Below are 20,781 nucleotides of genomic sequence, written 5' to 3' on the forward strand. Positions count from 1 at the left end.
ATGGGCTTAATTTGAACATGCAAATAAAATTAACCCCGCGAACAGACTATTATAGCAACGATCACTCTATGGCTGTTACGCATTTTGTTTGAAAGAAAAAACTTAACAAGTATTTACTATGATGAATAATGTTAATGAACGAATGAGCTTTGTAAACAATGATCATTCGTTAAGGATAGCCATTTTTGACGATAACAAAAACATAAGGAACACCATGGTAATGATCCTCAATTCGGAGATCATGTTTAACGTTGTGGGTGTGTATGACAGTTCTAAAAACAGTATCAAAAACCTGATGAGCACCAAAACAGACCTGGTGATCATAGATATCGCCGCGTCTGGCTTTAGCGGAATTGAAACCATTGAACGGCTAAAACGCGAGCTCCCCTACATCCAAATCCTCGTACAAACAAACTTTGAGGATGACGCGCTGATATATCAATCCATCCTGGCCGGGGCTTCAGGGTATATTTTAAAGAACGGTTTGAAGCTAACTTTAGTTAAGGCTGTTAAAGAATTAAGGAACGGAGGTTCACCAATGAGCCCTTCCGTCGCCCGCAAGGTAATCAATATGGTCAAGCATAATATGTGTCATTTCAGTCCCGTTGAACAAGCGGCAAACTATAAGCTAACCGGAAGAGAAAAGGAAGTTTTGGCCTGCATTGTTAAAGGCAAAAACTATAAAATGACCGGCTATGAGTTGAACATATCATATGAAACCGTTCGCAGCCATATGAAACACATCTATGAAAAGCTAAAGGTTGCATCACTTACAGAATTGGTTGCCAAATCTATCAACTTTAATATTGTTTAAATAACCAGGCGAAATCCTTTGGCCATCACCCATAAGATAATAACTCACAAATGGCATTATTTACGCCATGTAAGCCGCTGTTAAAGAAAAATCTTTTTTGTTGAGTTTTGTTTGTTTGGTTTAGAATGCGGTGTCAAAGCCGCATTCTTTTTTTAAAACAAAAAAGGGCGCACAAATTTGCTTATTTGTGCCGCCCTTAGCATTCATCACATTTTAGGTTATGCTACATTGATCGTATTATATTGGTTCAACAACTCAACCAGGTATTTTGCGCAAAGTTCCCTGGCGTCGTATTGCTCCATCTCATCTGCCAAAGCAGTAATGTTATTCTTGTAAACAGGATCGGCCAGTACATTTACAACGGCGTTCCTGATCTCATCCGGGGTTGGTCTTTCTGTTTTCAGGTCTATACCGTATTTAAAGTACCCTACCCGTGCGCAAATTTCGGCTTTACCCTCAAATAAACCTGCTGCAACCATAGGCAGCCTGTTTTTAATACCTAATAGTGTTCCGCCGTAGCCTCCGTTAGTGATGTAAACATGTGCAAAGGGCATCACCTCGTCAAAAGGAATATAATCTTCAATGATCAGGTTGTTATAAGGGTATTTAGTTCTTAACTCTTGTGTCTGGTTTCCACCTGTTGTTGCTATGACAAGGGTATCAGTCCCTTTAAAGGCTTCTAAAGTAGGTTCCAGCAGTTTCGTAATATCATTTTCGATAGTGCCCTGTGTAACAAGTACTACTTTTTGATATTCATCAAGCCTTTGGTCATCCCAGCGGTTTTCGCTCGTCCGTGCCGAATAAGGAAGTAAGGAGCCTATGAAACGGACGTTTTGCCCCATGTTGCTACGGGTATATTCAAAAGACGGAGAACCGATCTGAAGATATAGATCAGATGTTTTTATCAGCATATCAAATACATTTGTCCTTTGATGCTGGATATCATAGCGACTTAAAAGCAAAGAAAGACAATCAATATGTTCTTTGTAAACTTCCTCATTAAACGCCTTATTCAGGCGGGCTATGTTCTCCTGTTCGTCGGCGTTTGAAGGGGGATAGAAACCGGGGCCGTAAGGTCCTAAATCGTCCGAGCTTTCGGCCAATGGAATAATGCCGATTGAAATCACCGGAACATCCAGCCTGGCAGAAAGATATGGAATAGCCGGGAACATACTTTCGGTTACGATGGCATCAAACGAAAACTCCTGCTGAATGTCCCTGATGTCCTCAAAATGATCGGGCCCTGGCTTAATAAAGATATTGATCATATCAAAATTTGCCTTCTGCCCTGCATCGGTTAAAAATTTTCTCTGCGGAAACAAATTGTGGATGTTATTTGCATTGATATCGATAGCCTTCAAAAAAGGAAAATGTGGGATACCCAGTTGTCTTAATTTGTTTTCATGAACTACCGAGGTATACCAACGCACATCAGCGCCGCTATCTGCTAAAAATTTCGCCAGGCCGGTGAGCGGGTTAAAATGTCCGTCTGCCGCTACCGTCGCTATCAGGATCTTCTTTCCTGTCAATCCATTTAATGTTGTCTGATTCATATAACGCTTTGTATTTGTCAACACCTTTTACTTGCAGCAAATATGGCCCGACGCATCCAAAACAGCTATCCCCTAATGTGGTGAGTATAATAACCCAAAGTATCAACGGGCAGGTATCAGTTTATACAATATTTTGATTGATGGCTTTTGCAACCACCTCTGTCAATGAGGCTACATGCAATTTTTCATAGATCTTTTTGATATGGCTGCGAACCGTTTCGTAAGATATATTCAGCTCATAAGCAATCATTTTATAGCTAAGGCCGTTTACAATGGCGCTTAGTACTTCTTTTTCCCGCGGAGTAAGATTATACTCTTCGCTGGGCCTGCGGCGACTTCTTTCGCCGCTGCTCTGAAGTAGTTGAAGTACTTTCCTGGCGATGGACGGGCTCATGGGGGAGCCACCGGTTTTCAGTTCCTTAATAGCTTCTGTAAGGGAGCTATTAAGCTGATTTTTCAGGAGATAACCCGCAGCCCCAGCGCAAATGGAGTCAAAAACGCGTTCGTCATCCTCAAAAACCGTTTGAATAAGAATCGGAACATGCGGAAACTCCCGGGTTAAGATCCTCACGGCTTCTATACCATTAATGCCGGGCATTTCTATGTCCATCAAAACAACATCCGGTCTTGAGGTTAGTACATTATCCACACAATGTTTTGCGTCACTAAACGTACCTACCACTTCAAAATCCGGGTCGGTGTTTAATAACATGATCACACTGCTCCGAATATTCTTATTATCATCAAATATGGCCACCCTGATACTCATAGTTTTATATATTTATTATTTAATCGGTTCAAAATCTGCTGAATACCATAGTCACAAATTACCGAAGGTGAAATTTATGGTTGTACCCCGCCCGGGCGAGCTTTTCACAACCAGTGCTCCGTTAAGTTCAGTGACACGGCATTTTATATTGCGTAATCCATTTCCTCCTTCAGCAGCAGAAGCTGCTTGTGTCAGTTTATCTTCGTAATTAAAACCTACGCCATCATCGCATACCTTTAAATTAATTTTACTCCCCTTTAGCTGTATATCCACTGCTATTTTTTTGCAATGTGAGTGCTTGATGGCATTATTTAAAGTTTCTTTGAGGATCAGGAAAAAGTTCTTTCTTGTTTCCATTTCCAACGTCAGTTTCAACAACCGCTGATCGCAGGCCAGGGAGAATGCGATATTTTTGGCTACACATAATGGTTGCGCATAAGACCGGATCTTTTGTATGATACTGCTCATATGATCATTTTTGGGATTGATTGACCAAACAATATCTGACATCTCCGAAATGGTATCATCGGCGGTTTCTCCTATTGTTTGCAGAACCTCGCTAAGCTTTTCTTTCTTTTGCTGCTGCTGATAGATGCGCGCGACTTTACTATAAATGGAAATGCTGCTTAAGGTTGAACCGATCTGGTCATGCAGGTCCTGCGCTATCCCATTCCGGATGGATTGACGCTTCAAGAACTCATTAATACGGTAACGATAAAATAAATAGCAAAGCGGCCCGATAATTAAAACGATCAATGTATAAAACCACCAGGTACGCCAAAACGGAGGGTTTATAACAATAACTATTGATGCAAATTTGTTAACAACGCTCCCTTTCCAGTTAGATGCCCTGACTTTGAAACGATAACGCCCGCCGGCCAGGTTTGAATAGCTGGCGTAGTTTCGCTTATCAGCATCTACCCAATCTTTGTCTACACCTTCGAGTATATAATCGTAATGCATGTGATTGCTGCTGTATTCCGGGGCCGAAAACTCAAGAGAAAAATAGTTTTGGTTATGATTTAACCTGATGGTTTTGTTTTCAAGCAAATGGCTGTATGAGGTATTGAATATCTTAAAATCGGTAAAATATACGTCCGGCTCATTTTCAATCTTTCCTATACCTACGGGGTTAAATTCTATATAAAAGTTTCTGCCGGCTGCATAAAGGTTTCCGCGGCAATCACGGTACATATAACCTTTAACACCGCCGTTCGATTTTAAATCCGGCAGATCATAGCAACTGTACACACGGGTTTCCGGGTTATACTCATGCATATGACCATTACATATCATCCATAAATTTCCGCGGGCATCTGAGCATATACCTTCGGTCAGGTTGCTTGATCCGGGAATATGAGAAAAACGCAGCTCATTTTTATTAAAATAGTTAAGGCCGCCGCCATAGGTGCTTATCCACAGGTTTCCTTTTCTATCCCCCTCAATGTCATAAACATCATTACTGCTTATGGATTCATGATCGTATATATCGTTTGTAAAATAGCTGAAGATAGTAGCCCCCTGCTGCAAAGCGCCCAAACCATATTTATCCGTAGCCAGCCACAGGGTACCATTTTTATCCTTGTAAAATTTCTTTACTACGTTGTCCTTAACATTTAATCTTTTTATTCCCTCCTGCGCTATCCCCGAAATCCATTTCTTGTCCACGAAATCATAATATGTCAGATAATGGCCATAGGGCGATACAACCAATGCCGGATGATTGCCGATGGTATCGCGTACAATAGATACTATCCTCGACCCCATCAGCCTTTTCATCAACATGTCATCATTGGTATTTGGCAATAGCGTCGCCCGATTTAAAACAGGATTGTACCGGAATAAGGAATAATCGGTACCTAAATAGAAAGTACCATCATTATCTACATAAAATTTGGTTACCGACAAGGCATTTCCCTTGTAGGCTACAATCCGATGCTCGTAATTATCGCTTTTACTGTGCTTGATATAAATGCCTTCACTTGTTGCTATCCAAAGGGCATTATCTTTAGGGTTACGGTAAAAATCGAAGATATAGATATCTTTCTTTGCTGGTTTTGGCAAATTATACTGATTGAACGGCGAATAAACCGGGTCGTAAATACTGATCCCATTATCCGTACCTATCCATATAATTCCGCTCCGGTCGGTAAACACCACGTTGATATGGTCGTCAACAAGCGAACCCTCCTGATCGGTGTGCCGGTAGGTGATAAATTGCATTTCGGCGGGATCAAATGTGGTTACGCCGCTACCCTGTGTGCCCATCCAGATCTTACCCTGTTTGTCTATGGCGAAGGAAGCGATGACGTCGCGGGGGATTTTCTTTTCGGCCCCACCCGGAAGAAATACCTGCTCAATTCCAGTGTGTAACTGATAAGTATATAGTTTTTTATCCCTGTCGCCGTACCACATCCTGTTGCTGCGGTCTTTGAAGATCGATGCTATTGAACTGCGGGGCAATTTACCGTCGGTGCCAATGTAGTGCTTATCAATACGGAAACCCAGGGTATGCGTATTGATTTTCAGCAAACCGCCATCTTCCCGACCTGCCCACAAAGTATCGGCCCCGGCCATAGCCAGCGAGAGGATATCTCTGCCGCCTGATTTAACGGGCACATCAAATCTTTCGCTTTTTTTATTTAGCCGTACCACAAAGCTGTTACTTGTGGCAAGCCACAAATTACCGTCATTATCCTCCGCGATTTTATTGATATGATTTTCGGGGATTCCGCCCGGCTTGTGCGCATTAAACTTGTATTGCTTAAATTGTTTTGATGCCTCCAAATGGTAGTCATACCGTGTTATACCTCCGTCGGCAGTAGCAATCCAGAGGTTGCCTGCTTTGTCTTCAAGAAGATCGGTAATGATGTTGCCTGATACGCAAGTAGTATCATTGGGCTGGTTTTTATATACGGTAAAAAAGTGGCCATCATAACGGTTCAGCCCGTCTTCCGTTCCGAACCATAAAAAGCCGCGTTTGTCCTGCAGAATACAATTAACCTTAGGATGCGACAGGCCGTATTCTGTTCCGATATTCCTGAAAAAAGGAGTTGAAGCCGGGCATGAAATAGAAAAGCCGGTCAGTAATAACCAGAGAAAAATCTCAGCGATAAAAAGAACAAACGGCTTCACGGCGAATATGATTTATTAGTGGGTTCTACAGGAATTGAAAAAGCAAAATTGCAGTTGATATAATGAAAGTTTCATAACCAATAGTGGGGAGATTACAGCCGGTAAAAATGACAAAACTTATCAGGGGCTGTCTGGGGAATATTTATTTAAAACACGGGACGGCCTGCAAAACAGCCGCCCCGGTTTTCTATTACAAAGCAAAAAGAGATTATTTTTTACCCTGATCTTTGGCGGCTGCTTCAATTACACGTGCTACAGCCGCTGGTTGCGACATAAATATAACGTGACTTCCCTTAACCTCGGTTACTACGGCACCGGCACGTTTGTACATAGCACGCTCCAATTCAGGATTGATGGCTTTATCTTCAGTAGCTACAACTGCGTAAGTTGGTTTGCTTTTCCAGGCGGCCTGTGTTAAAGGCGCAACAAAGCTTGAACCCACAATTGGTTGCTGAGAATCAAACATAAACGCTGCTTTTGCCTCGCTTAGATCGGCAGAAAAACATTCATGGAAAAGTGCCTTGTCAAAATAGGCATAACCATTTTTATCGGCAGGCAGGATACCATTTTTTGGAAGCGCCGGGCCAGATTGGTAAGCGTCTAAAGTTGATTGACCAACCTCAGGAGCAAAAGCCGCAACATATACCAGGCTTGCTACTTTTGGAGATACACCGGCTTCGGTAATTACCGAACCACCCCATGAATGGCCTACTAATACAGCCGGGCCATCTTGTTTTTCCAGGGCGCGGTTAGTAGCAGCAACATCGTCGTTTAAGGAGGTAAGCGGATTTTGAACAAGTGTTACGTTATAACCATCTTTTTTCAAGATCTTGTATACGCCCTCCCAACCAGATGCATCTGCAAAGGCTCCGTGTACTATAACAATATTTTTTACAGGGGCTGTGGTTTGTGCTACGCTGTTTTTAGGGCTAAATGCAAATAAAAGCGCTGCTGCAGCGGCTAAAGTTAATTTGGCGAAATTAGTTTGAGTCTTCATTTTGTTGTGTTTTTCTTAATTTTCACTCAAAATTATGATCCGCCACAGCCTGTAATCAATCTATCTCCGTCAACCCGACAAACTCGTCATTGAATTAGACATTTTAAATATTGGATGATTCCGGAGACCGGTCTTATCACGGAAGCGCCTACCCGTTTACTTTATATAAGCGTACGCACTCATTTCGGCCCGCCACTATTACCTGGAATAACAGTTCAAATCTGATATATATTCAACCAGCAGTCCTCAATTTTCACTTATTATAATATCAGCCACGTTCCCTGTCTGTTCGGCGCACGCATTGGCCATTCCAGGGTTTGGTTTGTCTGTTTAACCATGTTAAAGATTGAGTATAACAGGCTGCAACAATACTTTTGACCAAGTTATTTAAACAAAACAGGCGCTAAACGCCAGAACATACCTTAAACAAAACAGTCATGAAAAAATTAATCTTAGCCGCAGTAGTTTCATTATTTGCAATAAATACAAATGCTCAAATCGCGCAACCTCAAACATTAAACACCACAGAACAGGCGGTTACATTTAGTGTCAACGTAACTTCGATGCTGAAGATCACCATGCCGCGTGTTGGCCAGGCCGAAACCGCAAAATTAGCAACTGCTTATACAACACTTCCGTATTATAAATTCACTAATCAGCAACAATCTTCGTCGTTTAGTAACCCTTATAGCAATGAAGATATCCGTATCAACCTTTATGCTATGCCAAATCACGCATTCATCAAAACCCAGGATAATAGAGAACTAACCGAAAGGCTCAAAGTTATTTTCCCTTTAAATAGCCTTGCAGGTCAATCAGCTAAAGCGACTTTCGCAAGCAATCATTTCTCCGAAAACCACAATTATCGCTTAGAGAATATGGTAGCCGGAATCTGATTTCAAACCCAGATTGTCGGCGCTTAATTACTGTGCTTTTTTTGCTCTGCGGTTACCGCAATTTCAACACTCGCACCCAATGGCAGATCAGCCACGGCAATGCAGGTCCGGGCCGGGTATGGGGTGTTGAAATATTTGGTGTAAACCTTGTTAAATTCGGCATAGCGGTTAATATCTTTCAGATAGATAACCACATTAATTACCGAAGAAAAATCAGATCCTGACTCTTTCAATAGTCTTGAGATGTTTTGCATAACCTCATTTACCTCGGCTTCAAAGCCTGTGGTAACCAGCTTACCGGTTGTTGCGGATATCCCTACCTGACCGGATGTGTAGACAATCCCGTTGCTTACCTTGTAAACGCTGTAAGGTCTAACCGTGTTAACAGATTGAGCACTCGCGTTGATGGAGAAAGTCGCCAAAAAGAATAATAGTATTAAACCTGATCGTATCATGTTATCGTAATTTAAATTCTAACTGAATTGTAACCGGCAAAATTCATTTTTCGTACAAAAAGAAAACATCCCCACTTTGGGGGATGCTTGCCTTATCAAATCATTGAAAACAGGTTATATATCTTCGGTGTAATCCAGGTTGGTTCCGAAGCTTTCTTTTATCCCGAACAGGGCCCAAAATGCAAGGATCAATGTAAGCGCGCCTATAACTATTCCGGCAGATACCAGTGAACCATTAAAAAGCCCCCTGCAATATTGAAAGAAAAGCAGCAGAGGAACAACCGCTCCCCTCACAAAATTAGGCACGGTGGTGGCTACTGTAGCCCGGATATTGGTGCCAAATTGCTCTGCGGCAATGGTTAAAAAAAGCACCCAATAACCGGCAGCGAACCCAAAGAACGCGCACACAACATAAAATTGAAACAAACTGAGATTCTGGAGAAACAAGTAAACCGAAATGGCGGCCATTGTAAGTGTCAAAAATATAGCAACCACTTTTACACGGCTCTTCAGGTACTGACTGAGCAAACCACTGCAGATATCGCCAATTACAGTACCGCCATAGGTTACCGCTACAGCTGTTCCGGCGCTTACTATGCCTTTTACGTTTAGTTCTTTACTAAACTCGGGCGATAAGGTGATCAGGATTCCTACACCAAACCACAGTGGCAAGCCAATCAAAATACATTTAAGGTATTTTACAAACCGATCACGGCTTGTAAACAAAGCAAAAAAATCGCCCCGCCTGATTCCCGGCTTTTTCGACTCGCTGAACATACCGGATTCCGACACACTTATCCTAAGCAGCAAAAGCAATATGCCCAGCACACCGCCTATGATAAACGCGGTACGCCAATCAAAATAAACCGCAACAAAATGGGCCGCAATAGCACCGCTGATCCCTACCCCGGCAATAATGGTGGTGGCATAACCACGTTTTTGTGCCGGCATCAGTTCAACAACCAGCGTAATACCTGCGCCAAGCTCGCCCGCAAGCCCGAATCCGGCAATGAACCGGAATACAGCGTATAAACTAACTGTATCCACAAATGCATTGGCGATGTTGGCAAGTGAATATATCAGGATCGATCCGAAGAGTACGGTTAATCGCCCGCGCTTATCTCCCCATATTCCCCAGCATATCCCCCCTATCATTAAACCTGCCATTTGTACGTTTAATAAGAAAATACCCGGCGCAACCGCCCCGGCGCCGGTAAAACCTAATGATTTTAAACTCGGTATCCTTACAATGCTGAACAAAAGCAGGTCATAAATATCTACAAAGTAACCTAATGATGCCACTATAATAGCGGCAAGTGGAAGCGCACTCTTTAAGGAGATGTTCCCTTGACTATTTTTCATATGTATTAATTTTTTAAGCGTAAATCCTGCCGGTTTTAAAAACCTTTAAAATTTTCAGAGGCACAAAAGTCGGGGAATAACATGCTGGCGGGTATTACCAAAAATGGGGAGATAAGACGCTTAACCACCTGTCGCAAGCACATAGGCAATCTAACCGCTTTTAGGCTCTCCTACCCGGATTAGGGGATGTACGGGCTTTTTGTTGACTAATACTTTTGCATTCTAAAATTACGATGACATGCAAATTAACCAAAGCGATGGCAATGGTTTCAATATCAACATAAGGACCATACCCGCTGACGATAAGGATACTGAAACCATTAAACTTTTTTCGGCCGATGACCTCGGCGAACAGGTCAAGGCATTTATCGCTTCTGCGTTAGCTTCAGCGCAAGGCCTCCATGTTGTAGTAAGCTTTGAGAAGTGGGATAACACCTGTGTGCTGGAGGAAACCCTTTACCGGATTATACCCAAAAAGGAAACCGGACAAAATGCAGACTACAACAGAAACTATTGGATAGAAACTAAGATCAAATAAATAACAATGTACCGGATACTATTTTCCACTTTAATACTGATTGGTATTTTCAAATCAGTAAATGCGCAAAGCAATAATGCTCTTAACAATTCAGGCGCTTCATCACCATTAAAAAACGCGTCAGCTATTATCGATAAGCTAAATCCGCTGTTCATTGAAACAACTTCTCAGGGATCAGCCCCATATTATAAGTTTGGCCTTGATTTATCCAGCACAAAGTCTTTGATGCCGGATGTTATACGCACCGGAAGCAACTGGTATGCACAAGGCAAAAGCACACAAAAAGCACTCAATTTTGAAACGATAGACTATGCGCAACTTGTGCCGGTATTGATTGCGGCCATGCAGGAACAGCAAGCCCAAATTGCCGAATTAAAGCAACAAGTTGCTGATTTGAAAAAAGAATCGGCAAGTCGGTAGTACCACGGCAACAAGCCTTAAAGATAGGGACTGAGATGTCTAAGTCAGCGTCCAATTTGTCTGGTTAAGCTATGTATCGGTGGTTACAGGTATCGTTAAGGGATACTTTCGCATAGTTAATTAAATAAATTACTATGAGAAACCTAAAAACCACCTTGCTGTCCGCGTTTTTTTGCGCTGCTATGGGGCTGTTTACTTTGCAAAGTAAAGCCCAAACCCAATCTGCCGTAAATAAGAATGATAAAAGCATTCGCCCTTTTCATGTTCATGTTACTGATGAACAACTCGCCGACCTTAAAAAAAGATTGCTTGCCACGCGCTGGCCTGGTCGCGAAACTGTAAATAACGAATCGCAAGGCCTGCGTAAACAACAACTTCAAAACCTGGTGAACTACTGGGTATCTGACTATGACTGGCGCAAAGGCGAAGCCAAATTAAATGCGCTGCCTATGTTTGTGACCAATATCGACGGTCTTGACATCCAGTTCATTCACGTGCGTTCCAAACACCCTAAAGCCCTGCCGCTGATCATGACGCATGGCTGGCCTGGTTCGATATTTGAACTACTGAAAGTGATTGATCCGCTTACTAATCCAACAGCACACGGAGGTAAAGCCGAAGATGCTTTTGACGTTGTGATCCCGTCTTTACCAGGCTTTGGCTTTTCGGGGCAACCTGCTGATACCGGCTGGGATTCTGACCATATTGCACGCGCCTGGGGCGAATTAATGAACCGACTGGGTTACAAACAATTTGTATCACAAGGAGGTGATTGCGGTTCCGTGATCTCGCAACGTATGGCATTGCAACATGTACCGGGCCTTTTAGCCATTCACATCAATATGCCTGCTACGGTACCTCCAGATATCGCTGCGCACCTGACTAATGGAGACGATGCTCCAGCCGGATTATCCGACAAAGAAAAAGCCGCCTATGAATCATTGAACAATTTCTATAAAAACAATTGCGGCTACTCTGCCATGATGGTAACCCGTCCGCAAACTGTGGGATATGCGCTTGCGGATTCGCCAGTTGGCCAGGCTGCCTGGATGTATGACAAAATAGTTCAGTGGACATACAGCGGAGGTGAACCTGAAAAAGTACTTACCCGCGACGAGATACTTGACGATATATCACTATACTGGCTAACCAACAGCGCTACTTCCGCTGCTCAGATTTATTGGGAAGATCACTCCAATAATTTCAACGCACGTGAAATTTCAACACCGGTTGCCATTACCGTTTTCCCTGGCGAAATATATCAGGCACCTAAAACCTGGGCCGAACGCTGCTACCACAACCTGATCTACTTTAATGAAGTGAACAATGGCGGCCATTTTGCAGCCTGGGAGCAACCACAAATATTAGCAGAAGAGATCAGGGCGGCATTTAAATCGGTCCGTTAAAAAGTCATAGGTTTCTTAGTGAACCGATACAACTAAAATGCTATGGAATAGCTAATACAAGGCATTCAAAGCACACCTAAGATCTGATACTTCATAAAAAGGCAATCCTGCTACCCGGGATTGCCTTTTTGCATCATAACCCCCATCATGAAATCTCATGATTTCATGAAATAGCCTCGATTTTCCGCCAACGCAAAAACAAATCAAAATCCTAACAATCAACAACTTAATACTATTGGTATATCATTTGCATTTATGGGTTATCGTTTACACCACAAAACCCGCATCTGCAATGAAAACAAAACAATGGAATATTAGCCCGGGCATCGCTTTACAAAAGCGCGGTACAGCGCCTTATAGCGAAATACCGATTACCCGATCCGGAGAAACCAGCCACTTCGATAGGGCTTTTTATGGTTTTATCCGGCTTTACCTTGGCGCGCTAAAACTTTGTATCAGAATTTTAAAATATAAAATAAATGGAAGCAATCTTTATTTCCACCCATTTGATCACAGGCTGCTGTTCAATTATCGTTATACACTCACTGCTCGATCAAAATAAAGATTACAAACAAACAGGAATTAAATCGGCTGATAAGTGGTTCCTGTTATCTATTAAAATGTTTATGGCGAAGTACCTGATGAGGGCTCGCCGGGAAAGCTATCGGTTTAATAAACTAAAATGAATTTGTGCAATGGAAAACTACAACGCTAAAACAAACACGGTTACCGACTTCCAGAAAAAAGGATTTGATTCGGACTTTATTTTAATTAAAGACTGCCTCCTTTACATTGGAGGCAATGACACAATTTATCATAATGAATTAAATCACAATAAGATTACGCTCAAACAAAACAACAATCTGCACGAAAACCATATCGTGTACGCTATAAAACCTCATGAACATCATTCAGATCGGGTGGACCCGGATGATGTTGTTTATCAACAGAAAGCAAAGCGTTGGAAACAAAGTTTTTTAGTATTCAAAAACCCCAAATACACCACTGTTGCAACAGATAATATCGCTTTCTTTTACATCAGAAATAACTCTGTATCGATGGTGTGTTTTGATAAGCATGAATATGTGCTCAGCCAGTCACTGGATCAGATCACTGGTTCGGTTTCCCCCGATCAGTTTTTTCGCGTCAACCGTCAGTATCTTATTAATTTCAAGGCAATTAAAGAAGCGGAACTTTATTTCATGCGTAAACTGCATATCAGGTTGGTTATTGAAACACCTGAAAAACTGCTTATTAATAAAGAAAAATCGCCGTTCTTTCTGTCCTGGATGGAGAACCGCTAAAACACCTGCATCTACCTACCTAAAAGGTCATTCCTCTGTATTGAAGAATGACCTTTCATTTATTCCAGCTGTTTACTTTAGCCTCGGGTGCTCCTTAAATATCTAATACTTGCCAGAAATTTATTTGATCAGTGTTTTAGCTTCCAGAAATTCCTCCAGGCCGATGACACCATTTTCCCGGCCGATTCCTGAGTTTTTATAACCACCGAACGGGGCCATGGGATCATGTTTTAGTGTATTGATAAGTACCCTGCCTGCCTTAAGCTGAGAAGCAACATTTGCCGCCCGCTTTTCATCAGCAGAACTAACGTAGGCCATCAAACCATATTCAGAATTATTGGCAATTTGTATCGCTTCTTCTTCATTACTATAAGCAATTACAGACAGTACAGGGCCAAAGATCTCTTCCCTGGCAATGGTCATCTCATTATTGACGTTAATAAAGATTGTTGGCTTTACATAATAGCCCTGATCCAAACCTTCGGGATGACCTAAACCGCCTGTAAGTAGCTCTCCTCCTTCACTTATTCCGGTTTGAATATATTGCTGGATACGATCATATTGTTTTTGACTTGCAAGCGGTCCTATTTTGACATCTGCCGAAGAAGGATCACCAACAATAAATTTCGCCGATTCGCGAATCAGTAAATCCCTAACTTCATTGAGTCTTGATTCCGGCACCAGCAACCTTGTTCCGGCAATGCAGGCCTGACCATTATTCATAAATCCGGCTTGTAGTGCCATAGGGATAGCTTTGGCAAGATCCACATCTTCCAATAAAATATTGGCCGATTTTCCACCAAGCTCCAGTGTTACCCTTTTCATGGTATCTACCGCCTGCTTTGCCAGGATTTTGCCAACTAAAGTAGAACCGGTAAACGAAATTTTAGTAACCTCACTGCTTTCCATTATTGGCTTGGTAATAACTGCACCGTTCCCGTTAACCATATTAACAACACCATTCGGCAAACCTGCAGCAGCAATACATTCCATAATAATCTCGGCCTGCCATGATCCAAATTCACTCGGTTTAAGGATTATGGTACAACCGGCCGCCAACGCCGCCGCAACTTTAATAGCAATTGAACCGGCTACAGCATTCCAGGGGGTAAACAATGCTGCCACCCCAACCGGTTCCATAATAACTATTGATTCATTCACCTGCTTTGAAAATGAATACTGCTGAAGCATTGCAGCCTGGTTTGAAAAAGTTGTAGCAGCAATCAGATTAGCCCACTTTGCTCTTTCACCGGGAGCTCCATATTCCAAAGTTGTCGCATTGATAAGATCATCTATCCGCTTTTCAATCTCGATGCTAATTTTTGTCAGATATTCAATACGTTCGTTTATTGTGCTTTTGCTATATCCTGGCAACGCGGCCTTTGCAGCCTCAATTGCAGCCAAAGTATCCTGTTCATCTGCATAAACAATTTGGGCTATTTCTTTTTTGTTAAGCGGAGAAATAACACTTACAATTTCGGTACCGTGGGGTTCAATGAACGCTCCGTTCACATAAACACTTTTTATCGTTTTCATAATTAAATATTTAAGATAGAATTATGAAACGAAGGTGGTATCTCTGCGCCGGAAAGTATAATGTTTTCACTTCAGAACAGGCAAAATACCTGCTGAACCAGACATTAAGCATGATGGCCTGACCCAGCATGGCGCTGATTTGCAAATGCCACTTCATGATTTCTTCAATTGCTGTTCGCTAAACCAAATTTCGCACTGTTCGTAAAATTCGGCTGGCTGTTCAATCCACGGCATGTGGCCGCAATTGCTGATAACAGCCAATTTTGAACCGGAAATATTTGCACGGATCCTGGCGGCCTGCGATACAGGATCGCAAATGAAATCATCATCGCCAACAATTATCAATACAGGCACAGTGATGCGGTGCAAATCACCAAGCAAATTCTTTCCCTGGAAGCCGTTTGAATTGGTGTATGCGAAAACGGTATCATTCAGGTCGAGATTTTGAAAGGTCTTCGCGGCGAGGCTTGGGTCATGAAAATAAAATCCGCCCATGGTGCCGATGATCTCTTCCAATGTACGCGGCGTTTTATCTGTTCCCATTCCCATCATAAACGCGGTAGCCTTTTCATAATACTCCGGGTTTTCAAGGTAAAAGGGCTCTGTCTTTTTCTTCATGATCCGTTTCATCATTTCTTCGGCGCGCAATTCATCCGTAGCTGCAATCGCGTCGATGGCAATAATCCCTGACAGATTTTCGCTGTGCTGAATCCCATACTCAAGTACCTGGTGGCCGCCCCCCGAATGGCCTGCGATATAAACTTTGGATTGCCCGAGATAAATTCTGAGCGCGTCTATATCGGCTATAAAGTTATCGAGTGCATATTGTGTACTGTCTTCCGGCCCGGTCGATCTTCCGCTGTGCCTCGTATCAAAATACACCATGGTAAAATATTGCTCAAAAAGCGGCAAAGGCATAATATAATTTACCGATGGCCCCCAACCCGGTGATGGAAGCAGTAATACGGGGCCATTTCCGGCCACATAATAATGTATGATAATGTCGTTTACTTCCGCGAAGTGTTCGCCCTCCGCAAGGCGATTTGGAATGGTGATTTTAGTTGTCATATTATTTTCAAGGTATCTGAAAAGTTCTGTTTGTCCGGCAAATCGGACTATTCCAGAACTTTAGTTATGGTGAATGCAAAATTCAGCGCTTCAGAACAAATCGGCTATCACCTAATTCGGGGACGTTGCCGGAATTGGCGGTGAGTTGATATCCCTCATTTTGGTGATTTCCCCAAACAGGAGCGACGGATACTTTTGCTCCCGTCAGAAATTAAAAAATCATGGAATATTCAAAAACTTACGTTGCCAAAGACGAACATATAGATGTTCAGGAAATCATGGATGGCCTTTACTATCCCTTTTACATGGAATACTGCAGGCATGATTATATCAGGGAAATACTGGGTTTCGATTTTGAAACGGAGGCTAAAAACGGCATCTATATGGTACTTTCAGGTTATACCATCAGTTTTATCAGGTCCCTGAAGCGTGGCGACGAGTTCAAGGTTACCTGTACCCTATATAAAGATAAAGAGGGCTTGCCAAAGCTACATTTTAAACAAACTATCGTTTGCAATAACAAATTAATGACGCAGGCCGTTTTCACGGGCACCTGCGTCCCGGCAACCGGCGGAAGGCCTTATCTGCCCGCATCGGTGCTTGAAAAAATAACGGATGCCCCGGTACTTGAGCAGTAAATTTTTATGATCCCGCCCCTGTCACGGTCCCATTCGGCTGCCAAAGTTGGCTGTTTCAGCATCCAATTTGTATAGTTCGGCAAGTCGTGATTAGGCAAGGCTGCCTCAAAAAATACTTTTGCAGCGTCAATTAAGGCATAAAATAATCTATCTATGAAAAACAGAACGCTATTCGGGTACACAAAACAATTGATCATTTTATCCATCCTGGCTCTCGGCTTTGCATCCTGCAAGAAAGACAACGGACCGGGTAAAGGAACATCAACCGCGATTGTTGATTATCATCAAACCGCTGCTACTAAATTTATTGATGTAGCCGGCAACAGCTATGCTTACCGGATTTTGGGAGATAGCGACGGCATCCCCCTGGTTATGTTATCGGCATTGGGTGGTTCAATGGATGATTGGGATCCTGCAATCACAAACGGTCTGGCTCAAAAGTATAAAGTGATCATCTTTGATAACCAGGGCGTAGGCTCATCTAAAGGAACTACACCGGATAATATTGCTGCAATGGCCAGCGATGCCGCTAATTTCATTAAGGCATTGGGCTATACCAAGGTTAATATTATGGGCTTTTCGATGGGAAGTTTTATCAGCCAGCAATTGGTGCTGACGCATCCCGAACTGATCAATAAAATTATCCTTACAGGAACAGGCCCTAAAGGAAGTGAAGGGCTTTCAAACCTGCCTAATTTGTTAGCTGCCGCTGCCGGCTTAACTCCGGAAGAAAGCCTGTTACGTTTTGCTTTCACAAGCTCTGCAAAAAGCATAGAGGCAGGAAAAGAATCCTATGCCAGAACACAAAAACGTACTACCGACCGGGACCTGCCTGTAAACGAACAAAGTGGCGGGGCCCAGTTAACAGCAGTGTTGGGATGGGCGCAACCTTATCCAAACGCGTTTAACGAACTAAAAACAATAAAGCAACCGGTGTTAATAGCCCAGGGACAGCAAGATATTCCTGTTCCAGTAATTAATGCGGTAAACCTCTATAAAAACATCCCAAACGCCGACTTAATTACTTATCCTGATGCCGGGCACGCGGCAGTATTCCAATATCATGATGAGTTTGTGCAGGAAGCTATAAACTTCCTCGCCAAATAAGTTGAATTGAATTAAAATACCGGTATAGCGGCACCTGTGGTTCCTGTCAAAAAGGTCATGTTCAAGAAAGGTTCACAAACCGCGGCCAGGTTACAAAAAGATAAATCTTTTTGTGCCTGGCGCCGGTATTTATATCCCACTAATGGAGCCCCTCTCTAAAAAAGCTATTACAACCACAATTTATTTGGCAATAGCAAACACAATCACCATATGCTTAATTATAGAAAAACCGGCCATAGCCAAAGTGCTATCATTTTCGTCCATGGCAATTCACAATCGTTGCATACCTGGGACAGCGTAGTTATCCAAAATGCACTTCAAAAGTATACGCTCATCTCTGTCGATCTGCCCGGGCTTGGTTTATCATTCAGAAGTAATAACCCGGATGCAGATTATACAATAAAAGGGCTCGCACAGCACCTCAATACATTTTTAGCCCAGATACATGAAAAAGAATTTATCCTGGTAGGAACATCACTTGGCACAAGCATCATTGGCGAGATAAAAGCTTTTCCGCTTAACTGTAAGGGAATCTTTTTATGCGGGGCGATGCTTACATCCCGGAATATAATGGTAAAAGATATGATCCGGCCCGGCGTTTCAATTGCGGCTGCTTTCAAAGCAACTCCTGCTGATGAAGAAATAGACTTTTTGATTGACCACTTTATCTTCAAAGACAATCAACCTATAAAGGATCATTACAAAATGGTATTCAAAAAAACAGATCCCCAGTTTAGAGCAGCGCTTGGCAATTCGCTTAGACTGCCCAACAACGCTACAGATAAAATTGCCAATCTTATTGCGGCTAACCTACCAACCGCCATGGCCTTTGGCTCGCAGGAACGCCTTATTCAAACTGATTATCTTGAACAATCAGGTCTCCCAAAATGGAGGAATGAGATTTTTAAGATTCCGAAGGCTGGTCATTGTATTGAACTGGATCAACCTGCTGCACTTGCCACGCTTATCGGGGCTTTCGCCTCGGACGGTTTTCGATAAGAGACAGGTGGCTTGCGCTGGTTGATTAACAACGGAATTACATGTTGATAGCCTCCCCAAAACAGAGGATATATTCCACCGCTTTGCGGTATAGATAGTGCGATCTGGCAGATTTAATTTTGAGCATTATTAAAATTCATTCCTATGACAAACGAAAAATCAAGGTACAGTGAGAGCGCCAAAGGGGCTTTGCCCCCAATAAAAAACAAATACGATTTCATTATTGTGGGTGCCGGCTCTGCAGGCTGCGTTATCGCGCGCCGTTTAGCGGATACCGCAGGCGTTTCTGTACTATTGCTGGAAGCAGGTGGCTCAGACGCCGGAATAGAAAGCATTGCAGAGCCGATGCAATGGGTGCACAATATTGGCGCCCCTCATGATTATTTTTATGCTTATGAGCCAACAGCGTTTATCAATAACAGAGTTATACCTGTTCCGCGAGGCAAGGTGCTTGGTGGATCCGGAAGTATTAATGCCATTACCTGGACGCGGGGAAACCAAGCCGATTATGATGGATGGGCAGCCGCAGGAAATACCGATTGGGATTACAATTCGGTGTTACCTTTCTTCAAAAAAATTGAAGACTGGGAAGGAGGAGCGACCGACTTCCACGGAGCAGGCGGCCCAATTGCTATTGAAAATGCCAGAAACCTTCATTTTGTGCCCGCTGCTTTAATTGAGGCCGGCCGAACTTATGGAATGCCGGTACTTGAGGATACCAACGGACCAGCCCCCGAAGGTGTAGGAAAAATGGTTCTGAATGTTCGCGATGGCAAGCGGTCGAGCCCAACCGAATACCTGAAACCGGTGATGGATCATGATAACCTGACTATCCTAACGCACGCCAAAGTTTTAAAGCTTAAGTTTCATGATACACATTGCCAGGGCCTCGACTTTGAATTAAATGGCGAGATGCATACTGTATTTGCCGATAAGGAGGTTATACTATCTGCAGGTGCTATAGACACGCCCAGGATCCTGATGCTTTCGGGGATAGGTGACAGCGAAGAACTTAAAAAGCTCGGTATAAAAAGTGTAATTAATTTGCCGGGAGTAGGTAAAAACCTGCAGGATCATCCCCTGGTTGCAGGTTTGTGCTTTGAAGCAAATATTCCACTCGGTATCCGCAATAATAACCTGGCAGGAAGTACCGCGCTATGGAAAAGCAAACCGGAATTACAAGTCCCGGACTTAATGTATTTACCATTACAGGTGCCTTACTTAACTCACGAGATTGCACAACAATACGATGTACCCGAAAATGTTTTTTGCCTGGTACCAGGCTTGGTACGGCCGAAAAGTAAAGGGTATCTTAAAATGAAAACAGCCCGTCATGATGGCCCTCTTGAAATTCAGCCAAACTTTATTTCCGAGCCTGAAGACCTGCAGGCCCTGGTTGCAGGCGTAGAAATTGGGATGGATCTTATTTCGCAGCCAGCTTTCAAAAACATCACCAAAAGATGGATCGCGCCTAAAAACGTTATCGGTAAAAAAGCCATCGAAGGTTTTATCCGGGATGCCCTTACCTCCTATTTCCATCCGGTAGGCACTTGTAAAATGGGCGTAGGATCAGATGCTGTTGTTGACAGCCAGCTAAAAGTGCATGGTATTACCGGGCTGCGAGTTGCCGATGCCTCGGTTATGCCGACTATAACATCCGCTAATACCAATGCGGCTACCATGATGATTGGAGAAGTTGTATCGCAAGCTATTATTAACGGGTTATAAGCCTTAATTATTTAAAGGCCCGCTAAAATAAATCGTGGCGGGCCTTGGCTTGTATC

At 42.9% G+C, this 20,781-nt stretch carries 18 protein-coding genes; 10 read left to right on the forward strand and 8 right to left on the reverse strand.

Annotated elements, in window-relative coordinates; translation table 11 throughout:
* Positions 1-118 precede the first annotated feature (118 nt).
* Positions 119-814, forward strand: coding sequence for a response regulator transcription factor (locus DEO27_RS17135; RefSeq protein ID WP_223817978.1), 696 nt, complete (start codon positions 119-121; stop codon positions 812-814).
* A gap of 218 nt (positions 815-1,032) precedes the next feature.
* Here DEO27_RS17135 and DEO27_RS17140 read toward each other — a convergent pair whose 3' ends face one another.
* The 4 genes from DEO27_RS17140 to DEO27_RS17155 all read right to left on the reverse strand — a co-directional run bounded on the left by DEO27_RS17140 (position 1,033) and on the right by DEO27_RS17155 (position 7,268).
* Complete coding sequence (locus DEO27_RS17140) at positions 1,033-2,367, reverse strand: glycosyltransferase (protein ID WP_112568141.1); 1,335 nt, start codon at positions 2,365-2,367, stop codon at positions 1,033-1,035.
* Positions 2,368-2,488: 121 nt separating this feature from the next.
* Positions 2,489-3,136 (reverse strand): response regulator, encoded by a 648-nt coding sequence (locus tag DEO27_RS17145; protein ID WP_112567696.1) that lies wholly within the window; start codon positions 3,134-3,136, stop codon positions 2,489-2,491.
* 51 nt (positions 3,137-3,187) lie between these two features.
* The gene (locus DEO27_RS17150) at positions 3,188-6,271 is read right to left on the reverse strand and encodes a sensor histidine kinase (RefSeq protein ID WP_112567695.1); all 3,084 of its coding nucleotides are present in this window, start codon (positions 6,269-6,271) and stop codon (positions 3,188-3,190) included.
* Between the two features lie 208 nt (positions 6,272-6,479).
* On the reverse strand, positions 6,480-7,268 hold the full coding sequence (locus DEO27_RS17155; RefSeq protein WP_112567694.1) for an alpha/beta hydrolase: 789 nt from the start codon (positions 7,266-7,268) through the stop codon (positions 6,480-6,482).
* Positions 7,269-7,705: 437 nt separating this feature from the next.
* On the opposite strand from DEO27_RS17155, the gene DEO27_RS17160 reads away from it, so the two are divergent.
* The gene (locus DEO27_RS17160; RefSeq protein ID WP_112567693.1) at positions 7,706-8,164 is read left to right on the forward strand and encodes a hypothetical protein; all 459 of its coding nucleotides are present in this window, start codon (positions 7,706-7,708) and stop codon (positions 8,162-8,164) included.
* 23 nt (positions 8,165-8,187) lie between these two features.
* Here DEO27_RS17160 and DEO27_RS17165 read toward each other — a convergent pair whose 3' ends face one another.
* Together DEO27_RS17165 and DEO27_RS17170 are read right to left on the reverse strand one after the other, a co-directional pair.
* A complete protein-coding gene (locus tag DEO27_RS17165; RefSeq protein WP_112567691.1) occupies positions 8,188-8,619 on the reverse strand; it encodes a Rid family detoxifying hydrolase in 432 nt (143 codons plus the stop codon).
* A 114-nt stretch (positions 8,620-8,733) separates the two neighbouring features.
* Complete coding sequence (locus DEO27_RS17170; protein ID WP_112567689.1) at positions 8,734-9,981, reverse strand: MFS transporter; 1,248 nt, start codon at positions 9,979-9,981, stop codon at positions 8,734-8,736.
* Positions 9,982-10,219: 238 nt separating this feature from the next.
* Between DEO27_RS17170 and DEO27_RS17175 the strand changes: the two genes are divergently transcribed.
* From DEO27_RS17175 to DEO27_RS17190, 4 genes are all read left to right on the forward strand, one after another.
* Positions 10,220-10,519, forward strand: coding sequence for a hypothetical protein (locus DEO27_RS17175; RefSeq protein ID WP_112567687.1), 300 nt, complete (start codon positions 10,220-10,222; stop codon positions 10,517-10,519).
* Positions 10,520-10,525: 6 nt separating this feature from the next.
* Positions 10,526-10,939, forward strand: coding sequence for a hypothetical protein (locus DEO27_RS17180; protein WP_112567685.1), 414 nt, complete (start codon positions 10,526-10,528; stop codon positions 10,937-10,939).
* 134 nt (positions 10,940-11,073) lie between these two features.
* Positions 11,074-12,345: an epoxide hydrolase family protein gene (locus tag DEO27_RS17185; RefSeq protein WP_112567683.1), complete on the forward strand. Its 1,272-nt coding sequence runs from the start codon at positions 11,074-11,076 to the stop codon at positions 12,343-12,345.
* 695 nt (positions 12,346-13,040) lie between these two features.
* On the forward strand, positions 13,041-13,649 hold the full coding sequence (locus tag DEO27_RS17190) for a LytR/AlgR family response regulator transcription factor (protein WP_112567679.1): 609 nt from the start codon (positions 13,041-13,043) through the stop codon (positions 13,647-13,649).
* A gap of 120 nt (positions 13,650-13,769) precedes the next feature.
* Here the strand turns inward: DEO27_RS17190 and DEO27_RS17195 are convergent, their stop codons facing one another.
* Complete coding sequence (locus DEO27_RS17195; protein ID WP_112567677.1) at positions 13,770-15,185, reverse strand: aldehyde dehydrogenase family protein; 1,416 nt, start codon at positions 15,183-15,185, stop codon at positions 13,770-13,772.
* 153 nt (positions 15,186-15,338) lie between these two features.
* Positions 15,339-16,253, reverse strand: coding sequence for an alpha/beta fold hydrolase (locus DEO27_RS17200; protein WP_112567675.1), 915 nt, complete (start codon positions 16,251-16,253; stop codon positions 15,339-15,341).
* Positions 16,254-16,474: 221 nt separating this feature from the next.
* On the opposite strand from DEO27_RS17200, the gene DEO27_RS17205 reads away from it, so the two are divergent.
* The 4 genes from DEO27_RS17205 to DEO27_RS17220 all read left to right on the forward strand — a co-directional run bounded on the left by DEO27_RS17205 (position 16,475) and on the right by DEO27_RS17220 (position 20,725).
* Positions 16,475-16,891 (forward strand): acyl-CoA thioesterase, encoded by a 417-nt coding sequence (locus DEO27_RS17205; RefSeq protein ID WP_112567673.1) that lies wholly within the window; start codon positions 16,475-16,477, stop codon positions 16,889-16,891.
* A 153-nt stretch (positions 16,892-17,044) separates the two neighbouring features.
* The gene (locus tag DEO27_RS17210) at positions 17,045-17,998 is read left to right on the forward strand and encodes an alpha/beta fold hydrolase (protein ID WP_112567671.1); all 954 of its coding nucleotides are present in this window, start codon (positions 17,045-17,047) and stop codon (positions 17,996-17,998) included.
* 210 nt (positions 17,999-18,208) lie between these two features.
* Positions 18,209-18,997, forward strand: a complete 789-nt coding sequence (locus DEO27_RS17215) for an alpha/beta fold hydrolase (protein WP_112567669.1) — start codon at positions 18,209-18,211, stop codon at positions 18,995-18,997.
* A gap of 144 nt (positions 18,998-19,141) precedes the next feature.
* Positions 19,142-20,725 carry a GMC family oxidoreductase gene (locus DEO27_RS17220; RefSeq protein ID WP_112567667.1) on the forward strand — a complete coding sequence of 528 codons (1,584 nt, stop codon included), beginning with the start codon at positions 19,142-19,144 and terminating at the stop codon, positions 20,723-20,725.
* The last annotated feature ends 56 nt before the right edge of the window (positions 20,726-20,781 follow it).

It is taken from the genome of Mucilaginibacter rubeus, from assembly GCF_003286415.2.
Taxonomy (GTDB): domain Bacteria; phylum Bacteroidota; class Bacteroidia; order Sphingobacteriales; family Sphingobacteriaceae; genus Mucilaginibacter; species Mucilaginibacter rubeus_A.